At 59.3% G+C, this 22,135-nt stretch carries 23 protein-coding genes; all 23 read left to right on the top strand.

Annotation, left to right across the window (positions count from 1 at the left end; all coding sequences use genetic code 11):
* Window positions 1–29: 29 nt before the first annotated feature.
* The 23 genes from C8C93_RS16565 to C8C93_RS16455 all read left to right on the top strand — a co-directional run bounded on the left by C8C93_RS16565 (window position 30) and on the right by C8C93_RS16455 (window position 22,125).
* Window positions 30–1,748 carry a GspE/PulE family protein gene (locus C8C93_RS16565; RefSeq protein WP_199727040.1) on the top strand — a complete coding sequence of 573 codons (1,719 nt, stop codon included), beginning with the start codon at window positions 30–32 and terminating at the stop codon, window positions 1,746–1,748.
* A complete protein-coding gene (locus C8C93_RS16560) occupies window positions 1,741–2,949 on the top strand; it encodes a type II secretion system F family protein (protein ID WP_121422233.1) in 1,209 nt (402 codons plus the stop codon). The genes C8C93_RS16565 and C8C93_RS16560 overlap by 8 nt, the downstream gene beginning before the upstream one ends.
* Before the next feature lie 26 nt (window positions 2,950–2,975).
* Window positions 2,976–3,419, top strand: a complete 444-nt coding sequence (gspG, locus tag C8C93_RS16555; protein ID WP_055396821.1) for a type II secretion system major pseudopilin GspG — start codon at window positions 2,976–2,978, stop codon at window positions 3,417–3,419.
* Between the two features lie 50 nt (window positions 3,420–3,469).
* Window positions 3,470–3,964 carry a GspH/FimT family pseudopilin gene (locus C8C93_RS16550; RefSeq protein WP_121422234.1) on the top strand — a complete coding sequence of 165 codons (495 nt, stop codon included), beginning with the start codon at window positions 3,470–3,472 and terminating at the stop codon, window positions 3,962–3,964.
* On the top strand, window positions 3,961–4,413 hold the full coding sequence (locus C8C93_RS16545) for a prepilin-type N-terminal cleavage/methylation domain-containing protein (RefSeq protein WP_055396819.1): 453 nt from the start codon (window positions 3,961–3,963) through the stop codon (window positions 4,411–4,413). The genes C8C93_RS16550 and C8C93_RS16545 overlap by 4 nt, the downstream gene beginning before the upstream one ends.
* On the top strand, window positions 4,410–5,021 hold the full coding sequence (locus C8C93_RS16540) for a prepilin-type N-terminal cleavage/methylation domain-containing protein (RefSeq protein ID WP_121507613.1): 612 nt from the start codon (window positions 4,410–4,412) through the stop codon (window positions 5,019–5,021). The genes C8C93_RS16545 and C8C93_RS16540 overlap by 4 nt, the downstream gene beginning before the upstream one ends.
* The gene (locus C8C93_RS16535) at window positions 5,021–5,935 is read left to right on the top strand and encodes a general secretion pathway protein GspK (RefSeq protein ID WP_121507612.1); all 915 of its coding nucleotides are present in this window, start codon (window positions 5,021–5,023) and stop codon (window positions 5,933–5,935) included. Before C8C93_RS16540 ends, C8C93_RS16535 begins: the two co-directional genes overlap by 1 nt.
* On the top strand, window positions 5,932–6,933 hold the full coding sequence (locus tag C8C93_RS16530; RefSeq protein WP_121507611.1) for a PilN domain-containing protein: 1,002 nt from the start codon (window positions 5,932–5,934) through the stop codon (window positions 6,931–6,933). Before C8C93_RS16535 ends, C8C93_RS16530 begins: the two co-directional genes overlap by 4 nt.
* Window positions 6,930–7,484, top strand: a complete 555-nt coding sequence (gspM, locus tag C8C93_RS16525; protein WP_199727039.1) for a type II secretion system protein GspM — start codon at window positions 6,930–6,932, stop codon at window positions 7,482–7,484. The genes C8C93_RS16530 and gspM overlap by 4 nt, the downstream gene beginning before the upstream one ends.
* The gene (locus C8C93_RS25440; protein ID WP_233559458.1) at window positions 7,481–7,984 is read left to right on the top strand and encodes a hypothetical protein; all 504 of its coding nucleotides are present in this window, start codon (window positions 7,481–7,483) and stop codon (window positions 7,982–7,984) included. The genes gspM and C8C93_RS25440 overlap by 4 nt, the downstream gene beginning before the upstream one ends.
* Window positions 7,985–8,020: 36 nt before the next feature.
* Entirely contained in the window at window positions 8,021–10,420 is a 2,400-nt protein-coding gene (gene gspD / locus C8C93_RS16515) for a type II secretion system secretin GspD (RefSeq protein WP_121507610.1), read from the top strand.
* Between the two features lie 74 nt (window positions 10,421–10,494).
* Window positions 10,495–10,947, top strand: coding sequence for a hypothetical protein (locus C8C93_RS16510; protein ID WP_121507609.1), 453 nt, complete (start codon window positions 10,495–10,497; stop codon window positions 10,945–10,947).
* A 172-nt stretch (window positions 10,948–11,119) separates the two neighbouring features.
* A complete protein-coding gene (locus C8C93_RS16505; RefSeq protein WP_121507608.1) occupies window positions 11,120–12,067 on the top strand; it encodes a hypothetical protein in 948 nt (315 codons plus the stop codon).
* A 130-nt stretch (window positions 12,068–12,197) separates the two neighbouring features.
* Window positions 12,198–13,310, top strand: coding sequence for a VCBS repeat-containing protein (locus C8C93_RS16500; RefSeq protein WP_147433776.1), 1,113 nt, complete (start codon window positions 12,198–12,200; stop codon window positions 13,308–13,310).
* Window positions 13,311–13,335: 25 nt separating this feature from the next.
* Window positions 13,336–14,229 carry a peptidyl-prolyl cis-trans isomerase gene (locus C8C93_RS16495; RefSeq protein ID WP_233559456.1) on the top strand — a complete coding sequence of 298 codons (894 nt, stop codon included), beginning with the start codon at window positions 13,336–13,338 and terminating at the stop codon, window positions 14,227–14,229.
* Between the two features lie 182 nt (window positions 14,230–14,411).
* Window positions 14,412–15,368, top strand: coding sequence for a glycosyltransferase family 2 protein (locus C8C93_RS16490; protein WP_233559454.1), 957 nt, complete (start codon window positions 14,412–14,414; stop codon window positions 15,366–15,368).
* A 2-nt stretch (window positions 15,369–15,370) separates the two neighbouring features.
* Window positions 15,371–16,594 carry a glycosyltransferase family 4 protein gene (locus C8C93_RS16485; protein WP_199727038.1) on the top strand — a complete coding sequence of 408 codons (1,224 nt, stop codon included), beginning with the start codon at window positions 15,371–15,373 and terminating at the stop codon, window positions 16,592–16,594.
* Window positions 16,594–17,514, top strand: coding sequence for an NAD-dependent epimerase/dehydratase family protein (locus C8C93_RS16480; RefSeq protein ID WP_121507605.1), 921 nt, complete (start codon window positions 16,594–16,596; stop codon window positions 17,512–17,514). Before C8C93_RS16485 ends, C8C93_RS16480 begins: the two co-directional genes overlap by 1 nt.
* Window positions 17,511–18,335, top strand: a complete 825-nt coding sequence (locus C8C93_RS16475; RefSeq protein WP_055396791.1) for an ABC transporter permease — start codon at window positions 17,511–17,513, stop codon at window positions 18,333–18,335. Before C8C93_RS16480 ends, C8C93_RS16475 begins: the two co-directional genes overlap by 4 nt.
* 4 nt (window positions 18,336–18,339) lie before the next feature.
* Window positions 18,340–19,563: an ABC transporter ATP-binding protein gene (locus C8C93_RS16470; RefSeq protein ID WP_121422246.1), complete on the top strand. Its 1,224-nt coding sequence runs from the start codon at window positions 18,340–18,342 to the stop codon at window positions 19,561–19,563.
* The gene (locus C8C93_RS16465) at window positions 19,545–20,459 is read left to right on the top strand and encodes a hypothetical protein (RefSeq protein ID WP_121422247.1); all 915 of its coding nucleotides are present in this window, start codon (window positions 19,545–19,547) and stop codon (window positions 20,457–20,459) included. Before C8C93_RS16470 ends, C8C93_RS16465 begins: the two co-directional genes overlap by 19 nt.
* Entirely contained in the window at window positions 20,456–21,472 is a 1,017-nt protein-coding gene (locus tag C8C93_RS16460) for a bifunctional 2-polyprenyl-6-hydroxyphenol methylase/3-demethylubiquinol 3-O-methyltransferase UbiG (RefSeq protein WP_121507603.1), read from the top strand. Before C8C93_RS16465 ends, C8C93_RS16460 begins: the two co-directional genes overlap by 4 nt.
* A gap of 2 nt (window positions 21,473–21,474) precedes the next feature.
* Window positions 21,475–22,125, top strand: coding sequence for a DapH/DapD/GlmU-related protein (locus C8C93_RS16455; protein WP_228897400.1), 651 nt, complete (start codon window positions 21,475–21,477; stop codon window positions 22,123–22,125).
* Window positions 22,126–22,135 lie beyond the last annotated feature (10 nt).

Genomic DNA, 22,135 nt, shown 5'->3' with positions numbered 1-22,135 from the left:
GGTTGGAAGAATGTTCAAAGGCGTTGGTAATGAAGCTCTCGGCTGAAATTGGTGAAGTGGAAAGCGTCGATATCGCTGCGCCCAGGCTCGGTGAGATGCTCCTTGCGGACCAGAAGTTGTCGCGCAATGACCTGGAGAGGGCGCTAGAGGTCCAGCGTTCCATGGGCGGTCGCCTGGGGCGCCTGCTGATCAGTCTGGGGCTGGTGTCTGAGCTGGATGTCTACTCCGCACTGTCCCGGCAGGCCGGATTGCCTTTGGTGCGTCAGGACGCTTTCCCGAAGGAAAAGCCGGAAACTTCGCGACTGAACACCAGCTTTTTGCTGGCCAACAACCTGCTTCCTTTGGGAAATGCAGAGGACGCTGAGTCCACGCCGGATTTCGCATCGGTAGATCCGAAGAGCGCGGCATTGCGCGATGCATTGCGCCTGGTCTTTGGGGATGTGCCCAGGGTCTTTTTTGGCCTGGAGTCTGAAATATCCAGTCAGCTCAATGCTTGGTACGTCCAAGAGTCGGAGCCGGAAGGAGAAGCCGTTGCGGACCAGTTCGAGGCTTCGGAATTCATCGAGCATCTGAGGGACATGGCCTCGGAGGCCCCCATCATCCAGCGCGTGAGCCATATCCTCTCCCAGGCCGTGGCGGCCCAGGCCTCCGACATTCACATCGAAACCTACGAAGAAAAATCGGTGGTCCGGATACGGGTGGACGGCGAGCTGTACCCCATTGACGAGATTGATAACAAGGATGCCCCCGCTGTGGTGTCCCGCATCAAGATCCTTTCGCAGCTGGACATTGCGGAACGCCGGATGCCGCAGGACGGGCGCACCAAGCTGCGCGTGCATGGCAAGGAAATGGACTCTCGCGTGTCCACCATTCCCACCATGTTTGGCGAATCGGTCGTCATGCGCTTGCTGGAAAAGAACTTCGACCTGCTCTCGTTGGAGAGCCTGCACTTCACGCCACCCACTTTGAAAACCATGCGTCAGCTGCTCAGCGTGCCGCATGGGATCTTTCTGGTGACAGGTCCCACAGGCTCCGGGAAGTCCACCACGCTGTATGCCTCGATGCAGGAACTGGAGGGAGAGAACCTCAAGATTCTGACGGTGGAAGATCCGGTGGAGTACCGGCTGCAATGGCTCAACCAGGTGCAGGTCCAGCCCCAGATCGGGCTGACCTTTGCGAAGGTGCTGCGATCCTTTCTCCGCCAGGATCCTGATGTGATCATGATCGGGGAAATGCGCGATGGCGAAACCGCTGAAATTGCGGTCCAGGCGGCATTGACGGGCCACTTGGTCATGTCCACCCTGCACACCAACAGCGCGCTCGGGGCCATCGTGCGGCTCATCAACATGGGGGTGGAGCCCTATCTGATCACGGCGTCCGTCATTGGCGTGCTGGCGCAGCGCCTGGTGCGCAAGCTGTGTGAGGAATGCAAAGCGCCGTTGCTGCCGGACCAGGCGCAGGCTGCCGCAGCCTCCCTGGGCATGGCCATGGAGGAGGGCCAGGTCATCTATCGGTCCGTCGGTTGTTCTGCATGCCGGGGGACCGGCTACCGAGGGCGGTTGGCTGTTCATGAATTGCTGGTAATGTCAGAAGACGTAAAAAAAGTGGTGCTCGAAAGAGGTTCTTCGTTGGGGGGCGGAGATGGCGCCTATGCCGGGGGGAACTTGTTGCAGGATGGCGCCACCAAGGTCTTCAAAGGTCTGACGACTGCGGAAGAAGTCCTGCGCGTTGCGCGTCAAAATGATTGAATTTCAATACGATGGAATCACGTCCGATGGCAAGGCCTGCCAGGGGACGATCCGCGCGCTGAACGTGGAGACCGCGCGACTGCGACTCATTGGGCAGGGCGTGACGCCGGTTCGTATTGCAGACGAGTCGGCAGCAGTTGCCCAAGATGAGCCGCAAAGCCGGGGAGGCAAGCTCAAACGTGGCGAAATCCTTTTGTTCAGCCGCGAGATGGCCCACCTCAAGCAGGCCAACATGCCGCTGGACAAGGCGCTGGTCATGCTCAAGGAGACGGCCAACACGGAGCGGCTGAAAGCCTTCATTGCCAAGGTCGAGGAAGGGGTGCGTGGCGGTAAGTCTCTGTACCAGTCGCTGCTGCCGTTTGAGCGGGATCTTGGGCGCCAATATCTGGTTCTGATTCGGGCGGGGGAAACTTCTGGTTCGCTGCATGTGGTTCTGAAAGAACTCACGGTGCAACTGGAGGCAGAGGACAAGCTTCGCAACTACGTCATTTCCTCCATGACGTACCCCGTCATCTTGCTGATTGTTGCGGTGCTGTCCGTCGTGATGCTCCTGGCATTTGTGGTTCCCCAATTTCGGGAAATTTTTGATTCCATGGGCGACAAACTGCCTTACTCCACGCGCTTGGTGGTCGATCTCAGTGATCTGATCCGCTCGCACTGGATGGCAATCCTGTTAGGCTTGACGGTGGTCTTGTTCCTGGGCTCCCGCTGGGGCGCGACGCCTGCGGGGCGGTTGCGCGTTGACAGTGTGCTGTTGGACCTTCCCCTGTTCGGCAAGGTGTTGCGGAATCTGCAGTTTGCTATTTATTTCCGCACCTTCGGCATCTTGCTGCAGCGGGGTGTACCCATGGTGGATGCGTTGCGCATTGCTGTGGACACACTGACCAATACCGCATTGCGCAAGGATATTGAACCTCTGGTGGGCATTGTAAAAACAGGCAAACGACTTTCCACAGGGTTTGTCTCTCCTTACTTCGGAAAATCCAGCACCCCGCAGCTTATTCGGGTTGCTGAGGAAACAGGGCAGCTTGATATTACTCTGCTGGGTTTGGCAGATCGTTACGAGGATGAAGGTCGGCGTACCATGGGGCGTGTTTTGGCAGCCATGGAGCCCTTGATTATTATTGTTTTGGGGGCCTTGGTTGCCTTCATTATTATTGCGATTCTGGGTGGCGTTTTGTCGATCAACGACACAATTTGATTCTGGATTATTTGAGAGATTTTGAAATGAATGTAGTGAATTTTGAACACAAAGCAATGGCGCGAGCGCAGCGTTCCTCGGGCTTCACGCTGATTGAGTTGCTGGTGGTTCTGGTGATTCTGACGTTGCTTGCCGGGCTGGTGGGCCCGAAGGTGCTTGATCAACTCGGCGGTGCCAAGTCCAAGACGGCCCGCATTCAGATCTCGGAAATTGAGCAGAGTCTGGACCTTTTCAAGCTGGATGTCGGCCGTTATCCCAATGATGCGGAAGGGCTGCGTGCCCTGGCAGAGCGGCCTGCAACGGCCCAGGGATGGAATGGTCCCTACCTGAAGAAGGGCCTGCCTTCTGATCCTTGGGGTGCCGCCTATTTGTACAAAAACCCGGGACGCAATGGCGGGCCCGACGTGTTCTCTCTGGGGTCCGACGCCAAGCCGGGCGGTGACGGTGAGAACGCGGACGTTTTTAACTGACGCTCTGTTGCGCTTTCCACTCCCCAGTGCCGTCTGGTGACTTGTTTCGCATGAGCCGCCCTTTGTTGGCGTCAGACCTCCGCATCCGTGGCTTCACGTTGTTGGAGATGCTGGTCGTGCTGGTGCTGGCTGCCATTACTGTCTCCGTGGTAGGGGCGGGCGGGCAGGCGTACATGGAGCGGTCACGCTACAACCAGACGGTAAGGGATGTTTCCAGCCAATTGAACAAAGCGCGTGCGCTCAGCGTCCAGGAAGGCCGTTCGGTGACCGTGACCTACCAGTCAGACATTCGCAGGCTGGTGGTTGACGGGCGCCTGGCCCTGGAGGTGCCTGCATCACTGGTGGTCCAGTGGGAAGCGATTGAACGCAATTCGCGGACTGGCAAAACTGCAACTGCCGTGGGAGAACCTATTTTTGTGTTCAATTCCGACGGCGGCGCACGTGGCGGGCGGCTTGCAGTGCTAAGAGGTGGGCAGGGCGTCAGCTTTCGCGTGAACTGGCTCCTTGGGACGGTGGAGCAATCCATGGTCGCGGCCCAGTCATGACCGTGACGTGCTGTCTGTTGCCCCTGATTGATCCTATTTTTAAGTCATTCAGGCGAGCGCCACGGAATCAACGGGGGTTCAGTTTGCTGGAGGCCTTGGTCGCCATGGCAATTGCTTCCATCGCGCTGGCAAGTCTTTACCGCAGCGTGGGGCAAGGCTCCAAAAATGTGGTGGATGTGGAGGCCCGGGTGGAGGCCTCTCTCGTGGCCAGGTCGGCAGTGGCTGCTGGAACCTTTGCAGAGGATTTGATGCGACAGGATTCCGGGCGGGCAGGCGATTGGAATTGGCGGATTCAGGTGGCGCCCGAACCGGTCCAAATGATGGACGAGAGTGGTCGCCCGGTGGCCGGGCCACCTGTGCGTGCGGCAAGGGTGACCGTAGAGGTCAGTAAAGATGGAGTGACGGCTGTCACATGGACCACATGGAAGCCCTACAGGTCTGCACCATGACCCACTCTTTTCGAAAAACTTCCCGTGGTTTTACCTTGTTGGAGTTGCTGGTCGCATTGGCCGTGACGTCCGCAGTGGTCGCTCTGATGTTTGCGGGCGTGGGAGTCATCGGGCGTTCGGAAGAGCGCAACCAGCGTGTCATTGAGCGCTCTGAACGCATGTTGGTGGTCAGCCAATGGCTTGGGCGCAAGTTTGACACCCTGCGCTTGTTGAGTCGGCGCGACGAAAACATCTTTGTGAATTTTTTTAGCGGAAATGCTGCGGGTGCGATCTGGGTGGCGCCATTGCCGGAGCGGGGGGATGCTGGGGGGCTCTATGTATTTCGCATGAGCCCCCTGCGCCATGCCGATGGGCGCGTCGATCTGTCGGTAGAAGCCGTTCCTTATGACGGAGCACTGATGGCGCTGGACTGGGGCAAGGCTTTGCGCGAAACACTTCTGTCGGATGTGCGAACGCTTCAGTGGCATTACCAGGACGGGCTGACGGGTCAGTGGACTCAGCAATGGGACTCTGCCAAAGCGCAGTACCCCGCACGTATCCGGGTGGAAATTGCCGATGCGCGCGGAGACTGGCCTCCTCTGGTGTTCCCTCTCGCGAGGGCAAGGTGATGAAGCGGTCGAAACACGGCAGCCGGGGCGCAGCGCTGATTCTGGTGCTGTGGCTGGTTGCGTCCTTGTCATTGGTGGTGATGGCGAGTTCACGGGGGATTCGCCAGCAAACGCAGCGCGCAGGGCTGGATTTGGAACGCTTGCGCGCTGAGTCCGTGCTGGACGCCGCGATCCAACTGACTGCGCAGCGAATGATGACCGAAAAGACCGCAGACAGTTGGTACCGCATTCAACGTTTGCCAATGGGGTCGAATGACATCTGGGTGGAGATCACGCCCTCTGGAGGGCTGGTAGACGTTAATGTCGCCAGCGAAGCTTTGCTGCAGGCGCTCTTTCAAAGAGCTGGAGGGCTCTCCTCGGGGGAGGCTGCCATCTTGACCTCACGTGTGCGGGACTTCATCGACCCTGACGACACGCCAGGTGGGGTGGGCGGGGCTGAGGCTGCCCAATACCGCGCTGCTGGCTGGCCCTCCCTGCCTCGAAATGGCGCGCTGGATGACCTGTCGGAACTGAGATCAGTCCTGGGAATGACGTCTGAGCTCTATGAGATAATCGCGCCCCACTTGGGTATCAATGGGCAGCAACGCATCGAAATCGATTCAGCCCCTCCCGCCCTGATCGACGTCCTCACGGGACAGCCAGGTTTGGGGGCGCGCATTCACAACTCCCCACCGGAAACGCGGGCTGGCGTGCTTTTGACAGGAGCTGCAGCCGAATTTTTCTCGCCTGCCCGCGCTGGAGGCGGTCTGACAGTGCGCCTCAATGCTTTTGTGCGGGCTGAAGGTGATCGCTGGTGGCAGCGTGAGGCATGGATCGATCTCAGCGAGCGTCCCGGTGGTCTGACGCCCTGGACAACGCTCTCTTTGGAGCCGACACGCCGCTTAAACAAGCCGGAACAGGAATTCAAGCCATGACAGGTTGGGGGCAGCTATCTCTTCGTGCGCAAAAAACACTGGACCGAATGGCATGGGGTTTCGGTGATCTCAAGCGCGTTCTCATGGAGCATGGCGCCTGGCCTGCAGTCGCGAGTGCAGCCATTGCGTCCGACGGAGGGCGTTGGACCATCACTGGAACCCGTGCCCGCAAGCGCGCCAACAACCGAAAGGCTTCCAGCCTGCTGGTACCGGAGTCCGGCTGTCTTTGGGGCACCGTGCAGTTGCCGGATATGCCGCGGCGCTCGTTGGCAGGCGGCGTCGAAGAAGCCCTGTGGCGGGTCTCTCCCATGCCGCCGGAACAGATTGTGGCGGCATGGTGGGCAGAACCTCAAGCCCAAGGTGGTTGGATGGTGGAGTGGGGCATGTGCCGACGCAACACCCTGGCCGAGCAATTGACGCAGCACGGGTTTGCCGAAAATGCCCCTGTGTATCTGATGCGCCAGGGACGCGCGCTTCCCGTCCGTACAGCGGCGTGGCAAAAGCAGTACAACCGCCAGCGTTGGATGGATTGGTTGGGGGTGGGGCTGGTGCTTGTCCTGCTCGCAGCATTGTCATTGCCGGCACTCATGCCGCTGGTCTTGAAGCGCCAGGCCGTGGTCCGCGCTGTGGAGCACGTCAACATGCTGGAGCCCAAGGCGGCTCCCTTGCGCCAGAAGATGGATGAACTGCGCCGCCAGGCAGACTTGGCGGAAGAGCTTCGCAAGAACATCAGTACGGACCTGCCTCTCGCCAGTGTCGTGGATGCGCTTTCCGCCGCTATTCCTACCGACACCTGGCTTGATCGCATCGAAGTCAACGGTAGCGAAATCCGGATCACGGGCTTGACGGCTAACGCTACCGAACTTATTGGGCATCTAGGGCGCCAGCCTGGCCTGGTGGATGTGCGCGCCACCGGGGCAAATGTGCGCGACGGCACGCTGAATAAAGAGCGCTTCACGTTTGAAATGCGCTGGCGGGGCGAGGGAGCAAAACCATGAAAATGAATGTATGGCGCCGTCATTCGGTGGTTTTGCTGCTGGTGCTGTTTGTTGGCGCCTTGGCTTGTGCCGCTCTGATTTACAGCACTCTCTGGGCGCGTTACAACAACGCCCTGCAACAACTGGAGCCCCGCAGCGAACGCCTGGAAGGGGTGGTGAACGCCGGCGCTGAAATCGAAACCCTGCTCAGCGCAGCAAGCAGTACAGTGGCCCCGCTGGTGCACCCTGCTGGCGAAACTTCTCAAAACGATATCCAGCAGAAGCTTCGCCAGATGATCATGGCTTCTGGCGGCACGCTGGTTTCGTCCCAGGTCGCACTGGAACCTGGGGTGGATGGCAAGCTGGCGCGCATACGCTTGACGGCAACCGTGAATGGTGAATGGGTCAAGTTGGTGAGTTTTATGGAAAGTCTTCAGACGCACCGCCCTCCTTTCTGGGTGCGCACTGCCAACATCACGCGTGAGGGGGCAAGTTCTGGCGCGGGTCCGCAAAATGCACGCCTGTCTTTGCAGCTGGAGGCCCCCTTGGCACCAGAAAAGGCCAAGCCATGATCAAACCCTGGTACGTCGGCCCCGTCCTGGGTGCCGTAGCTTTGGCTGCGAGCGCTTACTGGTGGCATACCGAAAAAGAGCGCTGGAACCCGCCGCAAGCGCGCCGGCCCGATCTTCCAAAGGTTGAGCCCATGCCCCCGGTGATCAAGGTCCGGGCAAAGCAGGCAGTGGAGCGCCCTTTGTTGTGGGCATCGCGGCGCCCGGTGGCGGTGGAAGAAAAAAAGACCAGTCTGGTCACGGAGTTGCTGCAGGCGCGCCTCACTGCAGTATTTGAGTCTGGCAAGGAGCGTGTGGCCATCTTGCAGCGCCCCGATGGCAGCACCCTCAAGATCACCGGGGAAACAAAACCCTGGCGAGTTGAATCCTTTGATGGCCGCAAGGCTCTCTTTGTGTCAGCTGATGACCAACGTGTAGAGCGCCCGCTGGAAGCGGGAAGTGCGGCGGCCGTGAAAGCCGGACCGATCGGTGACCGCCTGCGCAGGCCTGCAACAAATCAATAAGCCCTAGCGGCGTACCCCAATATTGGAGCTATCTCTATGAATATTCGGCCATCCATCCTCTTGCTCGCATTGCTGGCGGCAGGCTGTGCCAGCACGCAGGGAGGTCCTGCGGCGTCCGGAGTTGCGGACTCCAAGGTTGCAGTTGGCGGAGCACCGGGGCCATCGCAGCCTGTTGCAGCTGCAGCTGCGGCTGCGCCAGTGGCGCCAAGCCCTGCACCGGCGGCGTCAGCGCCCAAGGAGCAGGCGCAAAAGAATGCTTCTTCCAGCACCAAGCTATATCCTGGCAACGACCAGTTTTTCAAGCGCGACAAGGCGCCTGCAATCGATCCCGTGCTTGCCAAGGGCGACAAGGTGGCGCTCAATTTCGAGAATGTCACTGTCAGCAACTTGGCTACAGCGTTGCTAGGTGACCTGCTCAAGCTCAACTACACCATCGACGCAGGTGGCGAAACGGTGGTGAGCCTGCATACGCGCCAGCCGCTGCTGCGCAGTCAGGTGCTGGATGTGCTGGATGCGGTGCTGTTGCCCCACGACTTGGCCATCGTCCGCGACAACGCGGGGGTCTATCACGTGACCAAGCGTACCGTTACCGTAGGCGCGCGCCCGGTGGTAGGGGCGTCCAAATTCAAGGATCTGTCGGGTGCCGGGACGGTTATCGTTCCCTTGAACCACATAGCAGCGGCCGAGATGGCCAAGATTCTGGCGCCTATCGCACCCCGTGAGGCCATCGTCTACGTGGACTCCCTGCGCAACCTGCTGGTGCTGCAGGGCAGCAAGGCCCAGTTGGGTGGTTGGCTGGAAATGGTAGAAGCGTTTGACGTGGACTTTCTCTCTGGCATGTCGCTGGGTGTGTTCGTGTTGGAAAACGCCAACGTCAACGTGGTACGGGATGCCCTGCAGGCGATGCTAGGCTCCGACAAATCCTCCGATCCCTATGGGGGGGCTGGTGCCGCACCTGCGGGGGGAGCGCCTAGCACGTCGGGTAGTGCTGCAGGTGGTGCGGCCGCAAGTGGTGGTGCCAGCGGTGCCGGCGCCCAGATGGCGACCCCTTTGGGTGGCTTGATTCGCGTCTTTCCCGTTGAGCGCCTGAATGCCCTGGTGGTGGTCACGCCGCGCAGTCATTTGTTGGCCCAAGTGGAAACCTGGATCCGTCGCCTGGACCGTCCCACCGATACGCTGGAGGCCAGCCTGTTTGTGTATCCGGTGCAAAACGGCTCAGCATTGCAACTGGCGGAAATGCTCAATGGCCTCTTTGGTGGGCAGTCCGGGCAAGCCAGCTCGGGTGGCGTCGCGGCGGGCTCGGCGCCCACGCAGTTCTCTAGGGGGGCGGGGGGCGCCGGTCTGGGTACGGGCAGCACTGGCAATACGGGCAGTTCCAGCGGGCTCTATGGCAATAGCAGCAGCTCCGGCACGGGCAGTAGTCCTTTAAACGCCGCGCTGGGTGCTGGCGGAAACAGAACTTCTTCGAACAACACATCCCTTACGTCAACGAGTCAATTGGATGGCAACGTGCGTGTGGTTGCGGACGAGAAGCGCAATGCACTCCTGATTCGCGCTCCGCGCACCGAATACCGCCGCATCGAGCAGGCATTGCGCGAGCTGGATAGGGCTCCAATGCAGGTGTTGATTGAGGCCAGCATCGTGGAGGTGAGCCTCACGGGCAACCTGGAATACGGCGTTGAGTGGTACTTGCAAAACGGTCTTAGCAGGGGGCGTCAAGGAGAGGCGCTGCTGGACTCCAACAACAGCAGTGGCATAGGCGCCAAAATACCCGGTTTCTCGTACACCATCAGCAAGGCGGATGTAGTTCGCGCCACGCTGAACGCCGTTGCCACAAAATCGCAAGTGCGGTTGTTGTCCAGTCCGTCTATCTTGGTTCTGAACAACCACACCGCCAATATTCAGGTCGGTCAGCAACAACCCATTCTGAGTTCAACGGCGGCCGCTACGGGCAGTAATTTCATTACTCAGTCCATAACATACAAAGACACTGGCGTACTGCTCACCGTCACGCCATCCGTCAATGCGGGAGGGTTGATCTCCATGGACATCTCTCAGCAAGTCACCGATGTGGGTGAAGAGGATGTTGTGACAAAACAGCGGTCCTTTCAGACCCGGCAAATACAAACGCGTGTCGCAGTGCGTTCCGGCGAGTCCATCGTTCTGGGCGGGTTGATCCGTGAAAATGACAGCAATACTCGTAGCGGGTTGCCGGGGCTTGCGGATGTCCCATTGTTGGGGGCCTTGTTCTCCAACACGTCAAACCAGCGCAACCGCACGGAGCTGCTGGTGTTAATGACGCCCCGCGCCCTGGAGGACGATGATCAACTGCGTTCGGCCAGTGCGGAGATGCGCGAACGCATGCGCTCCTTGTCTTTGCAGGCCCAACCCATGAGTTTCCGCCCCCCAGATGCCCAGTTGCAACCTTCGCGCTGACTGCGCCTGGCTGCTATGGCCCTAGCCAGCGTGGCGTATCCCATATATAGATAGTCAATCAGGAGATTCTTTACATGACAAAACCTGTTACCCGTCGTCATCTCGTCGCGACCTTGGCAGCGCCTGCGGTTTTGGCGGTGCTGGTGGGCTGTGCCGCCACAGGTGGCGCAGTGGTGTCGGCTGAAGATGACCAAGCAGCACTTCTAACGCGCGCAAAAGCGTATTGGGGGCTCATTCAGAAAAATGACCGTGTAGGCGCTTGGGCCTATGAGGAGCTGTCCAAAGACCCCAATGCAACGCTCGAGGCCTACCTCAAGCGTGGTGGCATTGCCTTTGACGCCGTAGAGGTCCGTGGCGTACGCAGCATTGAAGGCGACCGCGCACTGGTCAATGTGTGGATGCGCTACTCGTTGCCATTGCTGCGCGTGAAAAAGCAAGAGGCTGTCGCCGAAGACGAATGGCGCCGCATCGATGGCGTGTGGCACCATGTGCAGCGCCGTAGTGTCATGTTTCCAACAGCCCAGTGATACTTCGTTGTTTGAGTGCAACAAACGAGCATGCAGTGGGTTTCTCGTGGAAATAGGTTGAAAAAATCAAAGGTATCAGTATAAGATTGCATCAACCCAAACGGAGTACGGATGGGTTGCAGATCCCGCACAGGGTGGGAAAGCTTCCTTCAATTATCTAAGGACTGAGAAGATGAAAAAATTTGCAATGGCAGCCGTTGCAGCCGCTGCGCTGAGTGCTGGTGTGGCGCAGGCGTACACCGTGGGTACGTTCAGCAATGGTTTCGTGGTTCCTAACGTGATCCACAACGGCGACACCGATACCACCGCTGTGGGTATCATCAACCAAACCGGTAACGTTGTGCCTGTGTTCTGGACGTTCTTTGATGCGAACTCCAACCACGTGACCGACGGTTGCTTCCCTCTGACCAACAAGGACTACGAGCCCTTCATCTGGTCGCAACAATCCGGCACCGGCTTGGCTGGTACCCGCGGTTACCTGGTGTTCGCTGTGGGTGCTAACACTGCTTCCACCACCGCTGCTGGCGCTTGCAATGTGGCTAACGCCGCTGCTGGCATGGGCACGGGCGCTATTGGTGCCAATGCTTTCCAAGTGAACACCACTGCACAAGACGTGGCATTCGTTCCAGTCATCGACGGTCCTCTGACCCTGGCTACTGGCTCTGACCTGACGACCCTGGGTCCATTGAACCTGCTGTCTGTTGCTGGTGCACGTGCTGTGACGGCTGGTCCTTCGGCTACGCCTGCTTTCAGCATGCGCTATGCAGTTGACGCCGCTCTGAATGCTGGTCTGGAAACCCGCATCGTGGTGTGGTCGACTGGTGACCAACGCGGCACCCACACGGTCAACATGTACGACGCGGCTCAAAACCGTAAGTCGGTGAACTTCGCTCTGGCTGAAGCCGAACTGTCGTTCTTCAACCCAGAAACCATCCCTGGTCGTCCTGCCAACTTCACCGATGGTTTCATCGAGTGGGCTCCCGTGGCTGCTGAGCCAGCTGACTATCCAGGTACTTCTGGTCAGTCGCTGTTCTCCCTGGGCGGTTCCGTGTTCACGTACAGCCTGATCAGCGCACCTGCTTTCGGTGCTGTGCAATCGGTTCTCGGTTCGCACAACTAATATTTCTTAGTGCATGTGGCACTTCGGTGCTGCATGCAACAAAAGAAATAAAACTTGGCAATACCCTTTGGGGTGTTGCCAAAAAAAATGGCGCCAAACTGGCGCCATTTTTTTTGCTTGTGGAGTTTTCATGAAATTGTCTCGTTCTGTTCACTTTCGCTGGTTCGGTGTGGTGGCGTGCCTGGTGATGATTGCGGGTTGTCAGATGCAGCCAGTCGCAGGTGCTGGGGCTGCAGCATCCCCGGCCGTACAGGTGCCCCAAGGTGGGGGTGACCGTATCAAGATCGAAGCCCCCATGGTGTGGGGGGGGGAGGCGCGTTGTTCCACTGCCATGGGTTGCCGCCTCGTGCTGATTGAGCATGAGGAGGGGAAGGTGGCGTTGCACAAAATTGACGGCAGAGTCTCGCGTCTGTTGGATCGCCAAACGGTGGCGTATCACCCAGATTCTGCGATCTGGTTGTCAGACAGCTTGGTTGCAGCGGCGGTGGAGACCACAGGTAGTCTGGATATCTTCCGCATTGAGGGTGAGCGCATGGTGCGTGTCCACCAGGCGGTGGTGGGTTTTGCGCCGCGAGATGTGATTCTGGTCAACGCCTCGCAAGGGCAGTACAAATTCCTGGCGACGCCTTACAGCGGTAAGGAAGTGTCGTGGATCGACTGGTATGAAGACAATCGCCAGGCCGCTACGTCAAAAAAATCCCGCTGGTGCGAGGCTCCGTGGCATCCAGTGCGCGTGAGCAAACTTCCTGGCACACAAGGGGGGGGTATTGCGGTGGCGTGTCTGGATGATCGCAAGGTAGTGGCGGTGTCTGATGCGGATTTGCTGGCAACACCGCGTGTTCTCGCAAGCTTTGCTGCAATCGCACGCCAGGCCCGGCCGTCACCGTCGGGCCTTTGGCTGTATGTGTCGTTGGAGACGGGTTCGCGGAACGCCCGCATCAACATGCAAAGCGGGGAACTCCAATGGATCCAGTCCCCTCTGACCGGCAGTGTTTCGGTAGCGCCGTTGTCCGACGATCTCGTGGTTTGGGGTGAAGATGCAAAGCTTTATCTGCAGCGTCTTGATGCCGACGCCAAGGTGCTTGAAACACGGTGGTTGAAGACCAGTGGGTTCTCCACCGGCTTGCAGCTGATTGATCTGGATGGTGATGGTGAACGTGATCTGGTAGTGCTCAACTCGGTGGATACCGTGGTGGATGTAATTTACGGCCCGCTTTGGGACCGTGCCGCTGAGCGCCTTTGAGTATGTGTACTTCTTAAATATTGCTATGAGTCATTTTTCGAAGAACTTGAATTGGCCCCGCGCTTTTGTTGCTGTTGCTCTGACAGTCGTAGTCTCTACGGCTGGGGCAGCGGAGGCGTTGGTGCGCTTTGCCAATGGTGAAACCATTACCAAGGCTGATTTGTCCGTGTATTTGGACCGTCGAGTGGATTTGCGCTCCACCAGCCGGAACGTCTGGGGTGTGCAAACCACCTTGCGGGAAATGGCCTTGGTCCGGGCATTAGCGCTGGAAGGTGCTGCAATGGGCCAGCCCCGAGAAGAGGGCAAGGAGGCGCAGCGTTTTGATGATGTTTATGCCCAGGCTGTGTATACCAAGCTCGCGCCAGCCTGCAAGCCTCCGGCGGACGAAACTGCCGCTCGCCAGTTCTTCCAGGATCATCCTCAGGCTTTCAGGGTGCCTCCCATGGCGCGGTTGAGTCGTGTGATTCTCCCGGCTTCTGAGTCCCTTGAGGGTGAGCCCGCAGCGGCATGGTTGATGAAGCAAGCCCAGGCAGTGGCCTCCGGTGCGAAATCGTTTGACGATTTGGCCAAGCAGGCGGAATCCGTGTACAAGCTTGATGCCCAGGGAGATCTGGGTTGGGTTACCCTTTTTGAAGAAGACGCTAGCGTCCTGCGTGTGCTGGCCACTACCAATCAGGGTGAAATGGTAGGTCCGATTCGGGAGGGTGATTTTGCCTATCTCTTTAAAGTAGACGAAAAACGTGAAGGCCGCCAGCTGGCCTGGGGAGATGTGGCGGTTTCCGTGCCCACCCGCGCAGTCACTTACTGCCGCCAAGAGGGAAGCAAGAAAGTCCGGGAGGATCTTTTCAAGAAGTACGGGGTGGATTTGGATGGTGCTGCGATCAGGGCCTTGTTCTCGAAACAGTCTGCAGCAAATTAGCGGGCGTCCGGAGCCTTGGGGGTTGGCGGGCAGGGCTGATTACAAAGGGTGCACAGTACAATGGCAGGTTTTGCGGATCGCTAGGCCTGTCGCCCTGAGTCGCTGTCAGGCGCAGGGCATATGACGCCGTATCCTGAGCGAGCCCTTGCTGCACCTAGACAATGACTGAAATACGCGCCTCCGTGTTGATCCCCGTCAAGAACGGAGGGCCCTTGCTGGGTGAAGTGCTGGATGCTGTGCTCTCGCAGCAAGCACCTTGGCCATTCGAGGTTATCGTGGTGGATTCCGGTTCATCCGATAATTCTGTGGAATGTGCCCGGCAGCGTGGTGTTCGTGTAGAGACCATTCCCGCTGCAGAGTTCGGCCACGGCCGTACCCGCAATCTACTGGCTTCCATGGCAAGGGGGCAGTTTCTGGTGTTTATCACGCAAGACGCGCGACCTGCGGGCTCCAAATGGCTGTACAACATGGTGCAGGGCTGCGATGCTGAGCCAGGCGTCGCGGGGGCTTTTGGTCCTCATCGAGCCCATCCCCAAGCGCGGCATGTTACGCACTGTGAGCTGAATCAGCATTTTGCCGGCTTTGGTGACAAGCTGTCTGTGGTTCGCCTTGAAGACCCCGCCCGGTTTGCCAGAGATCCTGGTTATCGCCAGTGGCTGCACTTTTTCTCCAGCAACAATTCATGCATTCGCCGCTCGGTGTGGGAGCAATTGCCTTTGCCAGAAGTGGCATTTGCAGAGGACCAGACATGGGCGCTGCGCGCCATTGAGGCGGGGCACGCGAAGGCCTTTGTTCCAGATGCGGTGGTCTACCATTCGCACGATTTCGGTGTGTGGGAGACGTTGCAGCGCAATTTTGACGAAGCACGCTCATTCCATCTCTACTTTGGCTATCGCATTCAGGACAGCTTGGCGCAGGCTTTGAAGTCTGGTCTGTACTTGGCTAAGCGGGATCTTGGCTGGTTGCGCAGCGGGGGGCTGCAGGGCTGGCGCCTTTGTAAAAATGCGATTTACATGGGCTTCATTGAAATGGCGAGGGTTTCGGGACAATACCTGGGCACGCACCATGACCGTTTGCCCGCTTGGCTGCTGCGCTCGGTGTCGCGCGATGAGCAATTGCAGCGTGCGGGAGCTGTCTGACCATGGCGTTGAATCTGTCCAAGAAGATTTGGCGTGTGAAAGAAATGGCGCGCAAGGAAGGCGTTTTTGCCGCCCTGCGTGCTGTGGTGCGTCGCCTGCGCCAAGGCCCAGGAAGGTATGTGGATGTCTTTCGCCACTACGACTTTGCCCTGCCTTATGTCTTGCCTGCCCAGTCGGGTGAGGCCAAGCCGGGCACCTTGCTGTGGTTCATTCCTGACTTCAATGTCGGGTCCGGTGGCCATCTGAACATCTTCCGCACCATCTGGCATCTGGAGCAGATGGGCTACACCTCCAGTATCGTGATCGGCAAGCCCGTCATGCACCACGATGCGCAGGAGGCCCGCGAGGCCATTCGGAAGCACTTCTTTCCGCTTCAGGCGCAGGTGTTGTTGGGTCTTGAAGATCTGCCGCCGTGCGAATTCTCCATTGCTACGGGATGGGACACTGCCTACACCGTACGCGCCTTTACGGGCGCGAAGCACAAGCTCTACTTTGTACAGGACTACGAGCCGCATTTTTACCCCGTCGGGTCGGAGTCGGTCCTGGCACAGAATACTTACAGCTTTGGATTTTTCGGGATCACGGCGGGCGGCTGGCTGGCCAGCAAGTTGGCGAATGAATATGGCATGACCACCCACGCTATAGGTTTTGGTGTGGAACTAGAGCGTTACCGGCGCTTGCCGCGCAGGGAGCCGGAGATTCGCCGGGTGTTCTTCTACGCGCGTCCCCCCACTCCCCGCAGGGCGTTTGAGATAGGACTTCTGGTGCTGAATGCAGTGTGGGAGCGGATGCCCGACGTCCAGTTCGTACTGGCAGGCTGGGACACGGCTGGCTATCACATTCCGTTTCCACACTTGGGGTGTGGAACCGTGGCGCTCGATGATCTGCCGGATCTCTACAGCCAGTGCGATGTGGCGCTGGTTCTGTCGCTCACGAATGCATCGCTGTTGCCCCTGGAGTTGATGGCTTCGGGTTGTGCTGTGGTTTCGAATCGGGGGCCCAACGTGGAATGGCTGCTCAATGAAGACGTGGCCGCTCTGGCGGAGTCTTCGCCCGAGGGGTTGGCGGATGCCGTCTGTGACTTGTTGCAGAACGATGAACGGCGCCATGCTTTGAGCGCACGGGCCGAAAAGTTTGCGCGGGCGCAGACTTGGGACATGGTTGCGAAGGACTTTGAAGCAGCCCTGCTGCACGCGCGCACCCAGCAGCAAGTGGAGGCTTCCTGATGCGTTGCGCGATTCTGGGAGGTGCTGGGTTTCTGGGGCGCCATATTGGGCGTGCCATGGCGTCGGAAGGCGCAGAGGTGTGGTCGGTAGACCGGTCATTGTCGGCTGCGGGTAGTGCTCCCTGGCTGGGGGGAGAGGTGCAGGCAGATTGTTTTGACCTGCCCTCCTGGTGGGATGTGGTGGGGGGGGCAGACGTGATTGTTCACCTCGCTTCCTCCACGGTGCCGGCCACGGCCAGTGAGGACCCCATCCAGGATGTCCAGACCAATCTGGTGGGAACCTTGCGCCTTCTTCAGGAGTTGCGCAAAAAGGCCGCGCGCCCCAAGTTGCTGTTTGCGTCATCCGGTGGGGCGGTGTACGGGCGGCCGCAGTATGTGCCTTTGTGTGAGGCCCACCCCACCATGCCCATGGGGGCCTACGGCGCCACCAAACTGGCGATTGAGCACCACTTGCGCATCGAGGAGGCACAGCATGGCCTGCCATGCCGGATTCTGCGTTTGAGCAATCCCTACGGTGAGTGGCAGCAACCCCATGGGGTCCAAGGTGTGATTGCCGTTTTTGCACACCGTGCGCTCAATGCGCAACCGCTGGATGTGTGGGGGGACGGGTCCGTGGTGCGCGATTTTGTTTACGCTGCGGATGTGGGATATGCGTTCGCAGCAGCGGCGCGCCATGAGGGGGAGACCCGGATATTCAACATTGGCGGTGGTGCAGGGCACAGCGTCAACGATATTGTGCACACACTGGAGCAGTTGTTGGGGCATGCCGTAGAACGGCGTGTATTCCCTGCGCGTCCTTTTGACCCACCGGTCAATGTGTTGGACATTCAGCGTGCCCGGAACGAGCTGTTCTGGAAGCCGACGATGGCTTTCGAGGATGGGGTGGCCAAATCGGTCGAATGGCTGCGGACGGTAGCATGACGCGCCCTGTTTCCCATTCCACAGGGGTCTCATCGGCAGCGCCGCGCAATGCGCGCCAGTTGTGGGTGCTTTGGCGGTACTGGATGGTGCGCGAGTTCAAGACGCGCTATGCCGGTTCGGTATTGGGTTTTGCCTGGGCTTTTGTTCAGCCCGTAGCCACGCTGGCTATCTTCTATGTCCTTTTTGGCTTGGTGCTGGCGGTGCGGGTGCCCGGGCTGGACGTGAACAATGGCTATCTGCTGCACCTTCTGGCGGGGCTTGCAGTCTGGCTACCCTTTACCGATGCCATTGGCCGGGGGGTTGGGTCTCTGGCGGCGTACGAGGACTTTCTGCGCAAGCAGCCTATGCCTGCGGAGATACTGCCCGCAGTGTCCGTTGGAGGTAGCCTGCTCGTTCTGGGTATTGGCTATGCGCTGTTGATTGTCTTGTCGGTGGTGCAGGGTGTGGGGCCTTACGCGTCACTGGCTTGGCTACCGGTTCTGGTGCTGGCCCAGATTGCGCTGACCTTTGGTCTTACGTTGCTGCTGAGCATGGCCCACTTTCTGTGGCGTGATGTGGGCTCCATGGTGGCCTTCGCACTACAGCTCTGGTTCTACCTGACACCTGTCGTATACCCCCTGTCCCAGGTGCCGGAGAAATTCCACAACTGGTTCCTTTTCAACCCCGTAGCTTGCCTGGTCCTGATGGTGCAGAGCACTGTATTGCATATGCCGGTACCGCCGGGAACCCCCGTGGCCTTGGCCGTATGGGTGTTGTTGCTGGGTGGAGGGGGGTGGTGGTTCTTCCGCTCAATGAAGTCTGCACTGGGCGAGGCCTTGTAAAGCCATGACGATCCGCTTTGAAGGCATTGAAAAGACCTATATGGTCTACAGCCGTCCGCAGGACCGGCTTTGGGAGTGGGTGACGCGTAAGCAGCGCCACCGTATACATGTCGCTTTGACCGGGGTGGATTTTGAGGTGCAGGCCGGCGAAACGTTTGGCCTCATCGGTGAAAACGGTGCGGGCAAAAGCACCTTGCTGAAAATCGCGGCAGGCACCATCCGTCCCACCCGTGGGCAGGTGTTTCAAGAAGGCCGCGTTGCCGCGTTGCTGGAGCTTGGTGCGGGGTTTCACCCGGAGGAGTCCGGCTACGACAACATCCGCTTCATGGCCGCGTTGCATGGGCTGGAGGGCACCGCCATGGAGGACTTCATTGTCCGTGCCACTGCGTTCTCGGAGTTGACCAAGGAGACGCTGGAGCGGCCGGTGAAGACCTACTCATCGGGCATGTTCATGCGGCTGGCTTTTGCCGCTGCGACGGCCATCGATCCGGATGTATTGATCGTGGATGAGGCGCTCTCCGTGGGTGACCTGCATTTCCAGAAGAAGAGCCTAAATCGCATTCTGGAGCTTCGTGAGCGAGGCGCCACGGTGCTTTTCTGTTCCCACAACCTGTATCAGGTACGAAGCCTCTGTCAGCGGGCGGCATGGATACACGGTGGTCGCGTGCAAGCGATCGGAGCGACCGAGGACGTGGTGACCGCCTACGAATCCCATGAGCGACGCAGGTATGCCCACCTGCGCGTCGAAGCCCATGAGGCTGCAAAAAAGGATGAAGCGGCGCAGCCCGCAGCGGCGTCTTCGTCGGGAGCACCGCTGGTAAAAATCGCAGGCCTGACGATCGAAACGGGGGACGGCATCAACCCTGCGCAGGTGGATTCGTTTCAGGATCTGTCGGTAGAGATCGAGATCGAGTCCTATGCTGACGCGCCGTTTCATGTGTTGTTTGCAATTGTTCGCCCGGACAAGGACAACGTTTTTGGCACGAGCACGCAGTTTCGTGCCGAGGGTAAGCCGCTGCAGGGCACTGGCAGCCACCGCATTCGCGCCAGGTTCCCACGCTTACCGCTCCTGTCGGGTGAATACCTCTGGAGCGTCTATGTCCTGGATGATTCAGGTATCCAGGTGCTGGACATGGCGGAACTTATCCAGCCCTTTACCGTGCTGAACCAGAAGCACCGGGAGTTTGGTGTTGCCTGGCTGGAACACGAATGGGTGCTGGTGGAATGACGCGAGCTTGGTCTCTGGACCTGCTATTCCCTTTCATTGCCCGGCTGCCTACGACCCTGCCCTGGCGGCTGGCCGGGCGGATAGGGCGGGAATCAGCTGCGGAGCGCGAGCACCTGCTGCGCTGGCTCGAAAGCTTGTTTGTCCGGGTCTTCCCGCAAGCCACGGGGGGGCAGCATGCGCAATGGGCTCGCGCCCACTTGGACATGTTAGCGCAGGAGATGGTGGATGCCATGGCCTTCAGCCGCCTGGGCCGTTCTGGAGGGCCGACCATTGATCTGCAAGGTGCCGAGTTTGCCAAAGGCTTGGCTCGCCAAGGCAAGGGCTTCATACTGGTTCTCAATCACTATGACCGGCTTCTGACGGCCCCGGTTGCTTTGGCGAGGGAGGGTGTCGCCACCAATGTTCTGACCATGCCGGTCTTGGACAACCCGGAGCTTGAGGCTGCGCAGCGCCGTTTTTTGCTGCGAAAAATTCAAGGCTATACCGAGGTGACCGGTGGAAAATGGCACACCACGAGTGAAGGGCTGCGCCCGGTGCATGAAAGCCTGCGGGCGGGGCAAGCGTGGGTGATTCTGGCTGATGCATGGCGACCCGAGTTTGGCCGTTTGCGTGGCAACCCTTTTCTGGGCGGAAACCTGAGTCTGCCCACAGGTATTGAGCGTCTGGCGCAATCCACGGGCGTTCCGCTGCTGCATGCTGTGACTTATTCCCGACGCCCTGACCATCTGGAGGTTGTCGTCGAGCCATTGCCGGAAAATCCCAGGCAGGCGATCGATAGAGTCATCCAGCGGCTGGAGCAGGATGTTCTGGCCCGGCCTTGGGCATGGTGGCAGTGGGGATTGTGGGATCAGATGTGGCAGCCCGAACCGGCGCCAAAGGCGGAGGGAAATGCATGACCAATATTGAGCGATACGACTACGCATTCGACCCGAATGGTGAGGAGTGGGCTGCTCGGTTGCTGCGCCGCGTGCCACCAGGTGGCGGCTCGGTTCTGGAGCTTGGGCCGGGCCCTGGCGCCATGACCCGTGTTCTCCTGGCTCGGGGCTATCGCGTCACGGTGGTGGAAAACGACCCCGAGGCGCTGGAAGTGCTCAAGACACTGGACGTGGAGGTCATCCCTGGAAATCTGGACAACACCGACTGGCTGGATGCGCTCAAGGGTCGGCAGTTTGATACGGTGATGGCGTGTGATGTGCTGGAACACCTCAGAAAGCCCGAGGATGTGCTGCAGCGGTTGAGTGAGTTGGTCGCTCCCATGGGCTGTCTACTGATTTCCGTTCCGAACATCGCCTATGCCGGGGTTCTGGCTTCTATGCGAAGCGGCATCTTTGACTATTCCGACAAGGGCCAACTGGACAGGACCCATGTCCGTTTCTTTACCAAACGCAGCATGGAGAAGATGTTGCTGGACTGCGGATGGGCTCCCCGGGTCTGGGAAGCCAATAGGGTACCCGTTGAATGCAGCGAATTCGCCGGCTACTGGAGCGCCCTGTCGGGCGACCAGCGCCAGGCGTTGTTGGCTGGGTGGCAGGACTTTGACGTCTACCAGTGGATGGTGGTGGTCACGCCTTCTGTGGATGCCCCAACGTGGGAGCTGAAAGAGGCTCGGGGCATGGCGGAAAGCTTGCGCGACGAGTTGCAAGCACTGACGGTGCTGCACCAGCGCGAACGAGCTTCGTTGCTGGAGCACCAGAAGGCCTTTGCGGAAGCCAAGGACCTCATTGGGAAACTCCAGCAAGAGATCAATGAGTTGCGCACAGAGGTGGGTTCGCTGCGATCCGAAAAGACACTGGTGGAGTCTGAGCTTGCGACCACGCAAATAGCGTTGCAGGCCAGGACGGCGGAACTGAACGATCGCGCATGGCGCAGCCGTTGGCGCAGGCTCATGGGCTCGCATCACAGCCGGTGAACATGACGGACATGCTGCTGGGAATTCCTGCTTTCACGGCGTCACACGCAGGTGTGGATCGCATGGGCGCCGAATGTCGGATCGACCCGTCCGTCTCGGTCATGCGTTTCGGCCAGCGCTCCGATGTCTTGTGCCTAGCCGACGGGGTCAGTATCTATGCCCAGACACGGCTGGTGCTGGGCGATGTGGTAGCAGATCCCTGCGTGGGTATCCGCATCGGAGCCCGTACTATCGTCAATGTGGGAGGCTACCTGTCGGGTGAAGGTGGCCTGGAGATTGGTGAGGATGTCCTGATTGGCCCCCATGCCAAGCTGCTGTCTGCCGGCCATGCCATCGATGGGGGGGATGTGGTGATTGCGCGCAACCGAATCACCCGGGCAAGAATCGTTGTGGAAGACGGCGCCTGGATCGGTGCGGGCGCGATTGTTCTAGAGGGCGTGACGATTGGCCGTGGCGCGGTCGTGGCAGCCGGGGCGCTGGTACGACAGGATGTGCCGGCGGGCATGGTGGCTGCAGGTATGCCCGCCCGGCTGATCCGTTCAAGGCGGGGGGAGGCATGGCCGGAGCCTGAGCCCGAGGCAGCGGCCTCCTGGTTTCAACGGGTCGGTGCTGGGCTGAAAAGTTTCTTTCGCGAAGGGCGCGAGGTCAAATGAGAACCATGAG

Source organism: Acidovorax sp. 93, from assembly GCF_003633835.1.
GTDB classification, from domain to species: Bacteria; Pseudomonadota; Gammaproteobacteria; order Burkholderiales; family Burkholderiaceae_C; genus Acidovorax; species Acidovorax facilis.
The sequence above is the reverse complement of the archived record's forward strand: the minus strand, read 5'-3'. Positions and strand labels throughout refer to the sequence as shown.

Coding starts and splice junctions, on each gene's coding strand:
- C8C93_RS16565 (WP_199727040.1), top strand. CDS start 30: ATGAAGCTCTCGGCTGAAATTGGTGAAGTGGAAAGCGTCGATATCGCT.
- C8C93_RS16560 (WP_121422233.1), top strand. CDS start 1,741: ATGATTGAATTTCAATACGATGGAATCACGTCCGATGGCAAGGCCTGC.
- gspG (WP_055396821.1), top strand. CDS start 2,976: ATGAATGTAGTGAATTTTGAACACAAAGCAATGGCGCGAGCGCAGCGT.
- C8C93_RS16550 (WP_121422234.1), top strand. CDS start 3,470: ATGAGCCGCCCTTTGTTGGCGTCAGACCTCCGCATCCGTGGCTTCACG.
- C8C93_RS16545 (WP_055396819.1), top strand. CDS start 3,961: ATGACCGTGACGTGCTGTCTGTTGCCCCTGATTGATCCTATTTTTAAG.
- C8C93_RS16540 (WP_121507613.1), top strand. CDS start 4,410: ATGACCCACTCTTTTCGAAAAACTTCCCGTGGTTTTACCTTGTTGGAG.
- C8C93_RS16535 (WP_121507612.1), top strand. CDS start 5,021: ATGAAGCGGTCGAAACACGGCAGCCGGGGCGCAGCGCTGATTCTGGTG.
- C8C93_RS16530 (WP_121507611.1), top strand. CDS start 5,932: ATGACAGGTTGGGGGCAGCTATCTCTTCGTGCGCAAAAAACACTGGAC.
- gspM (WP_199727039.1), top strand. CDS start 6,930: ATGAAAATGAATGTATGGCGCCGTCATTCGGTGGTTTTGCTGCTGGTG.
- C8C93_RS25440 (WP_233559458.1), top strand. CDS start 7,481: ATGATCAAACCCTGGTACGTCGGCCCCGTCCTGGGTGCCGTAGCTTTG.
- gspD (WP_121507610.1), top strand. CDS start 8,021: ATGAATATTCGGCCATCCATCCTCTTGCTCGCATTGCTGGCGGCAGGC.
- C8C93_RS16510 (WP_121507609.1), top strand. CDS start 10,495: ATGACAAAACCTGTTACCCGTCGTCATCTCGTCGCGACCTTGGCAGCG.
- C8C93_RS16505 (WP_121507608.1), top strand. CDS start 11,120: ATGAAAAAATTTGCAATGGCAGCCGTTGCAGCCGCTGCGCTGAGTGCT.
- C8C93_RS16500 (WP_147433776.1), top strand. CDS start 12,198: ATGAAATTGTCTCGTTCTGTTCACTTTCGCTGGTTCGGTGTGGTGGCG.
- C8C93_RS16495 (WP_233559456.1), top strand. CDS start 13,336: ATGAGTCATTTTTCGAAGAACTTGAATTGGCCCCGCGCTTTTGTTGCT.
- C8C93_RS16485 (WP_199727038.1), top strand. CDS start 15,371: ATGGCGTTGAATCTGTCCAAGAAGATTTGGCGTGTGAAAGAAATGGCG.
- C8C93_RS16480 (WP_121507605.1), top strand. CDS start 16,594: ATGCGTTGCGCGATTCTGGGAGGTGCTGGGTTTCTGGGGCGCCATATT.
- C8C93_RS16475 (WP_055396791.1), top strand. CDS start 17,511: ATGACGCGCCCTGTTTCCCATTCCACAGGGGTCTCATCGGCAGCGCCG.
- C8C93_RS16470 (WP_121422246.1), top strand. CDS start 18,340: ATGACGATCCGCTTTGAAGGCATTGAAAAGACCTATATGGTCTACAGC.
- C8C93_RS16465 (WP_121422247.1), top strand. CDS start 19,545: ATGGGTGCTGGTGGAATGACGCGAGCTTGGTCTCTGGACCTGCTATTC.
- C8C93_RS16460 (WP_121507603.1), top strand. CDS start 20,456: ATGACCAATATTGAGCGATACGACTACGCATTCGACCCGAATGGTGAG.
- C8C93_RS16455 (WP_228897400.1), top strand. CDS start 21,475: ATGACGGACATGCTGCTGGGAATTCCTGCTTTCACGGCGTCACACGCA.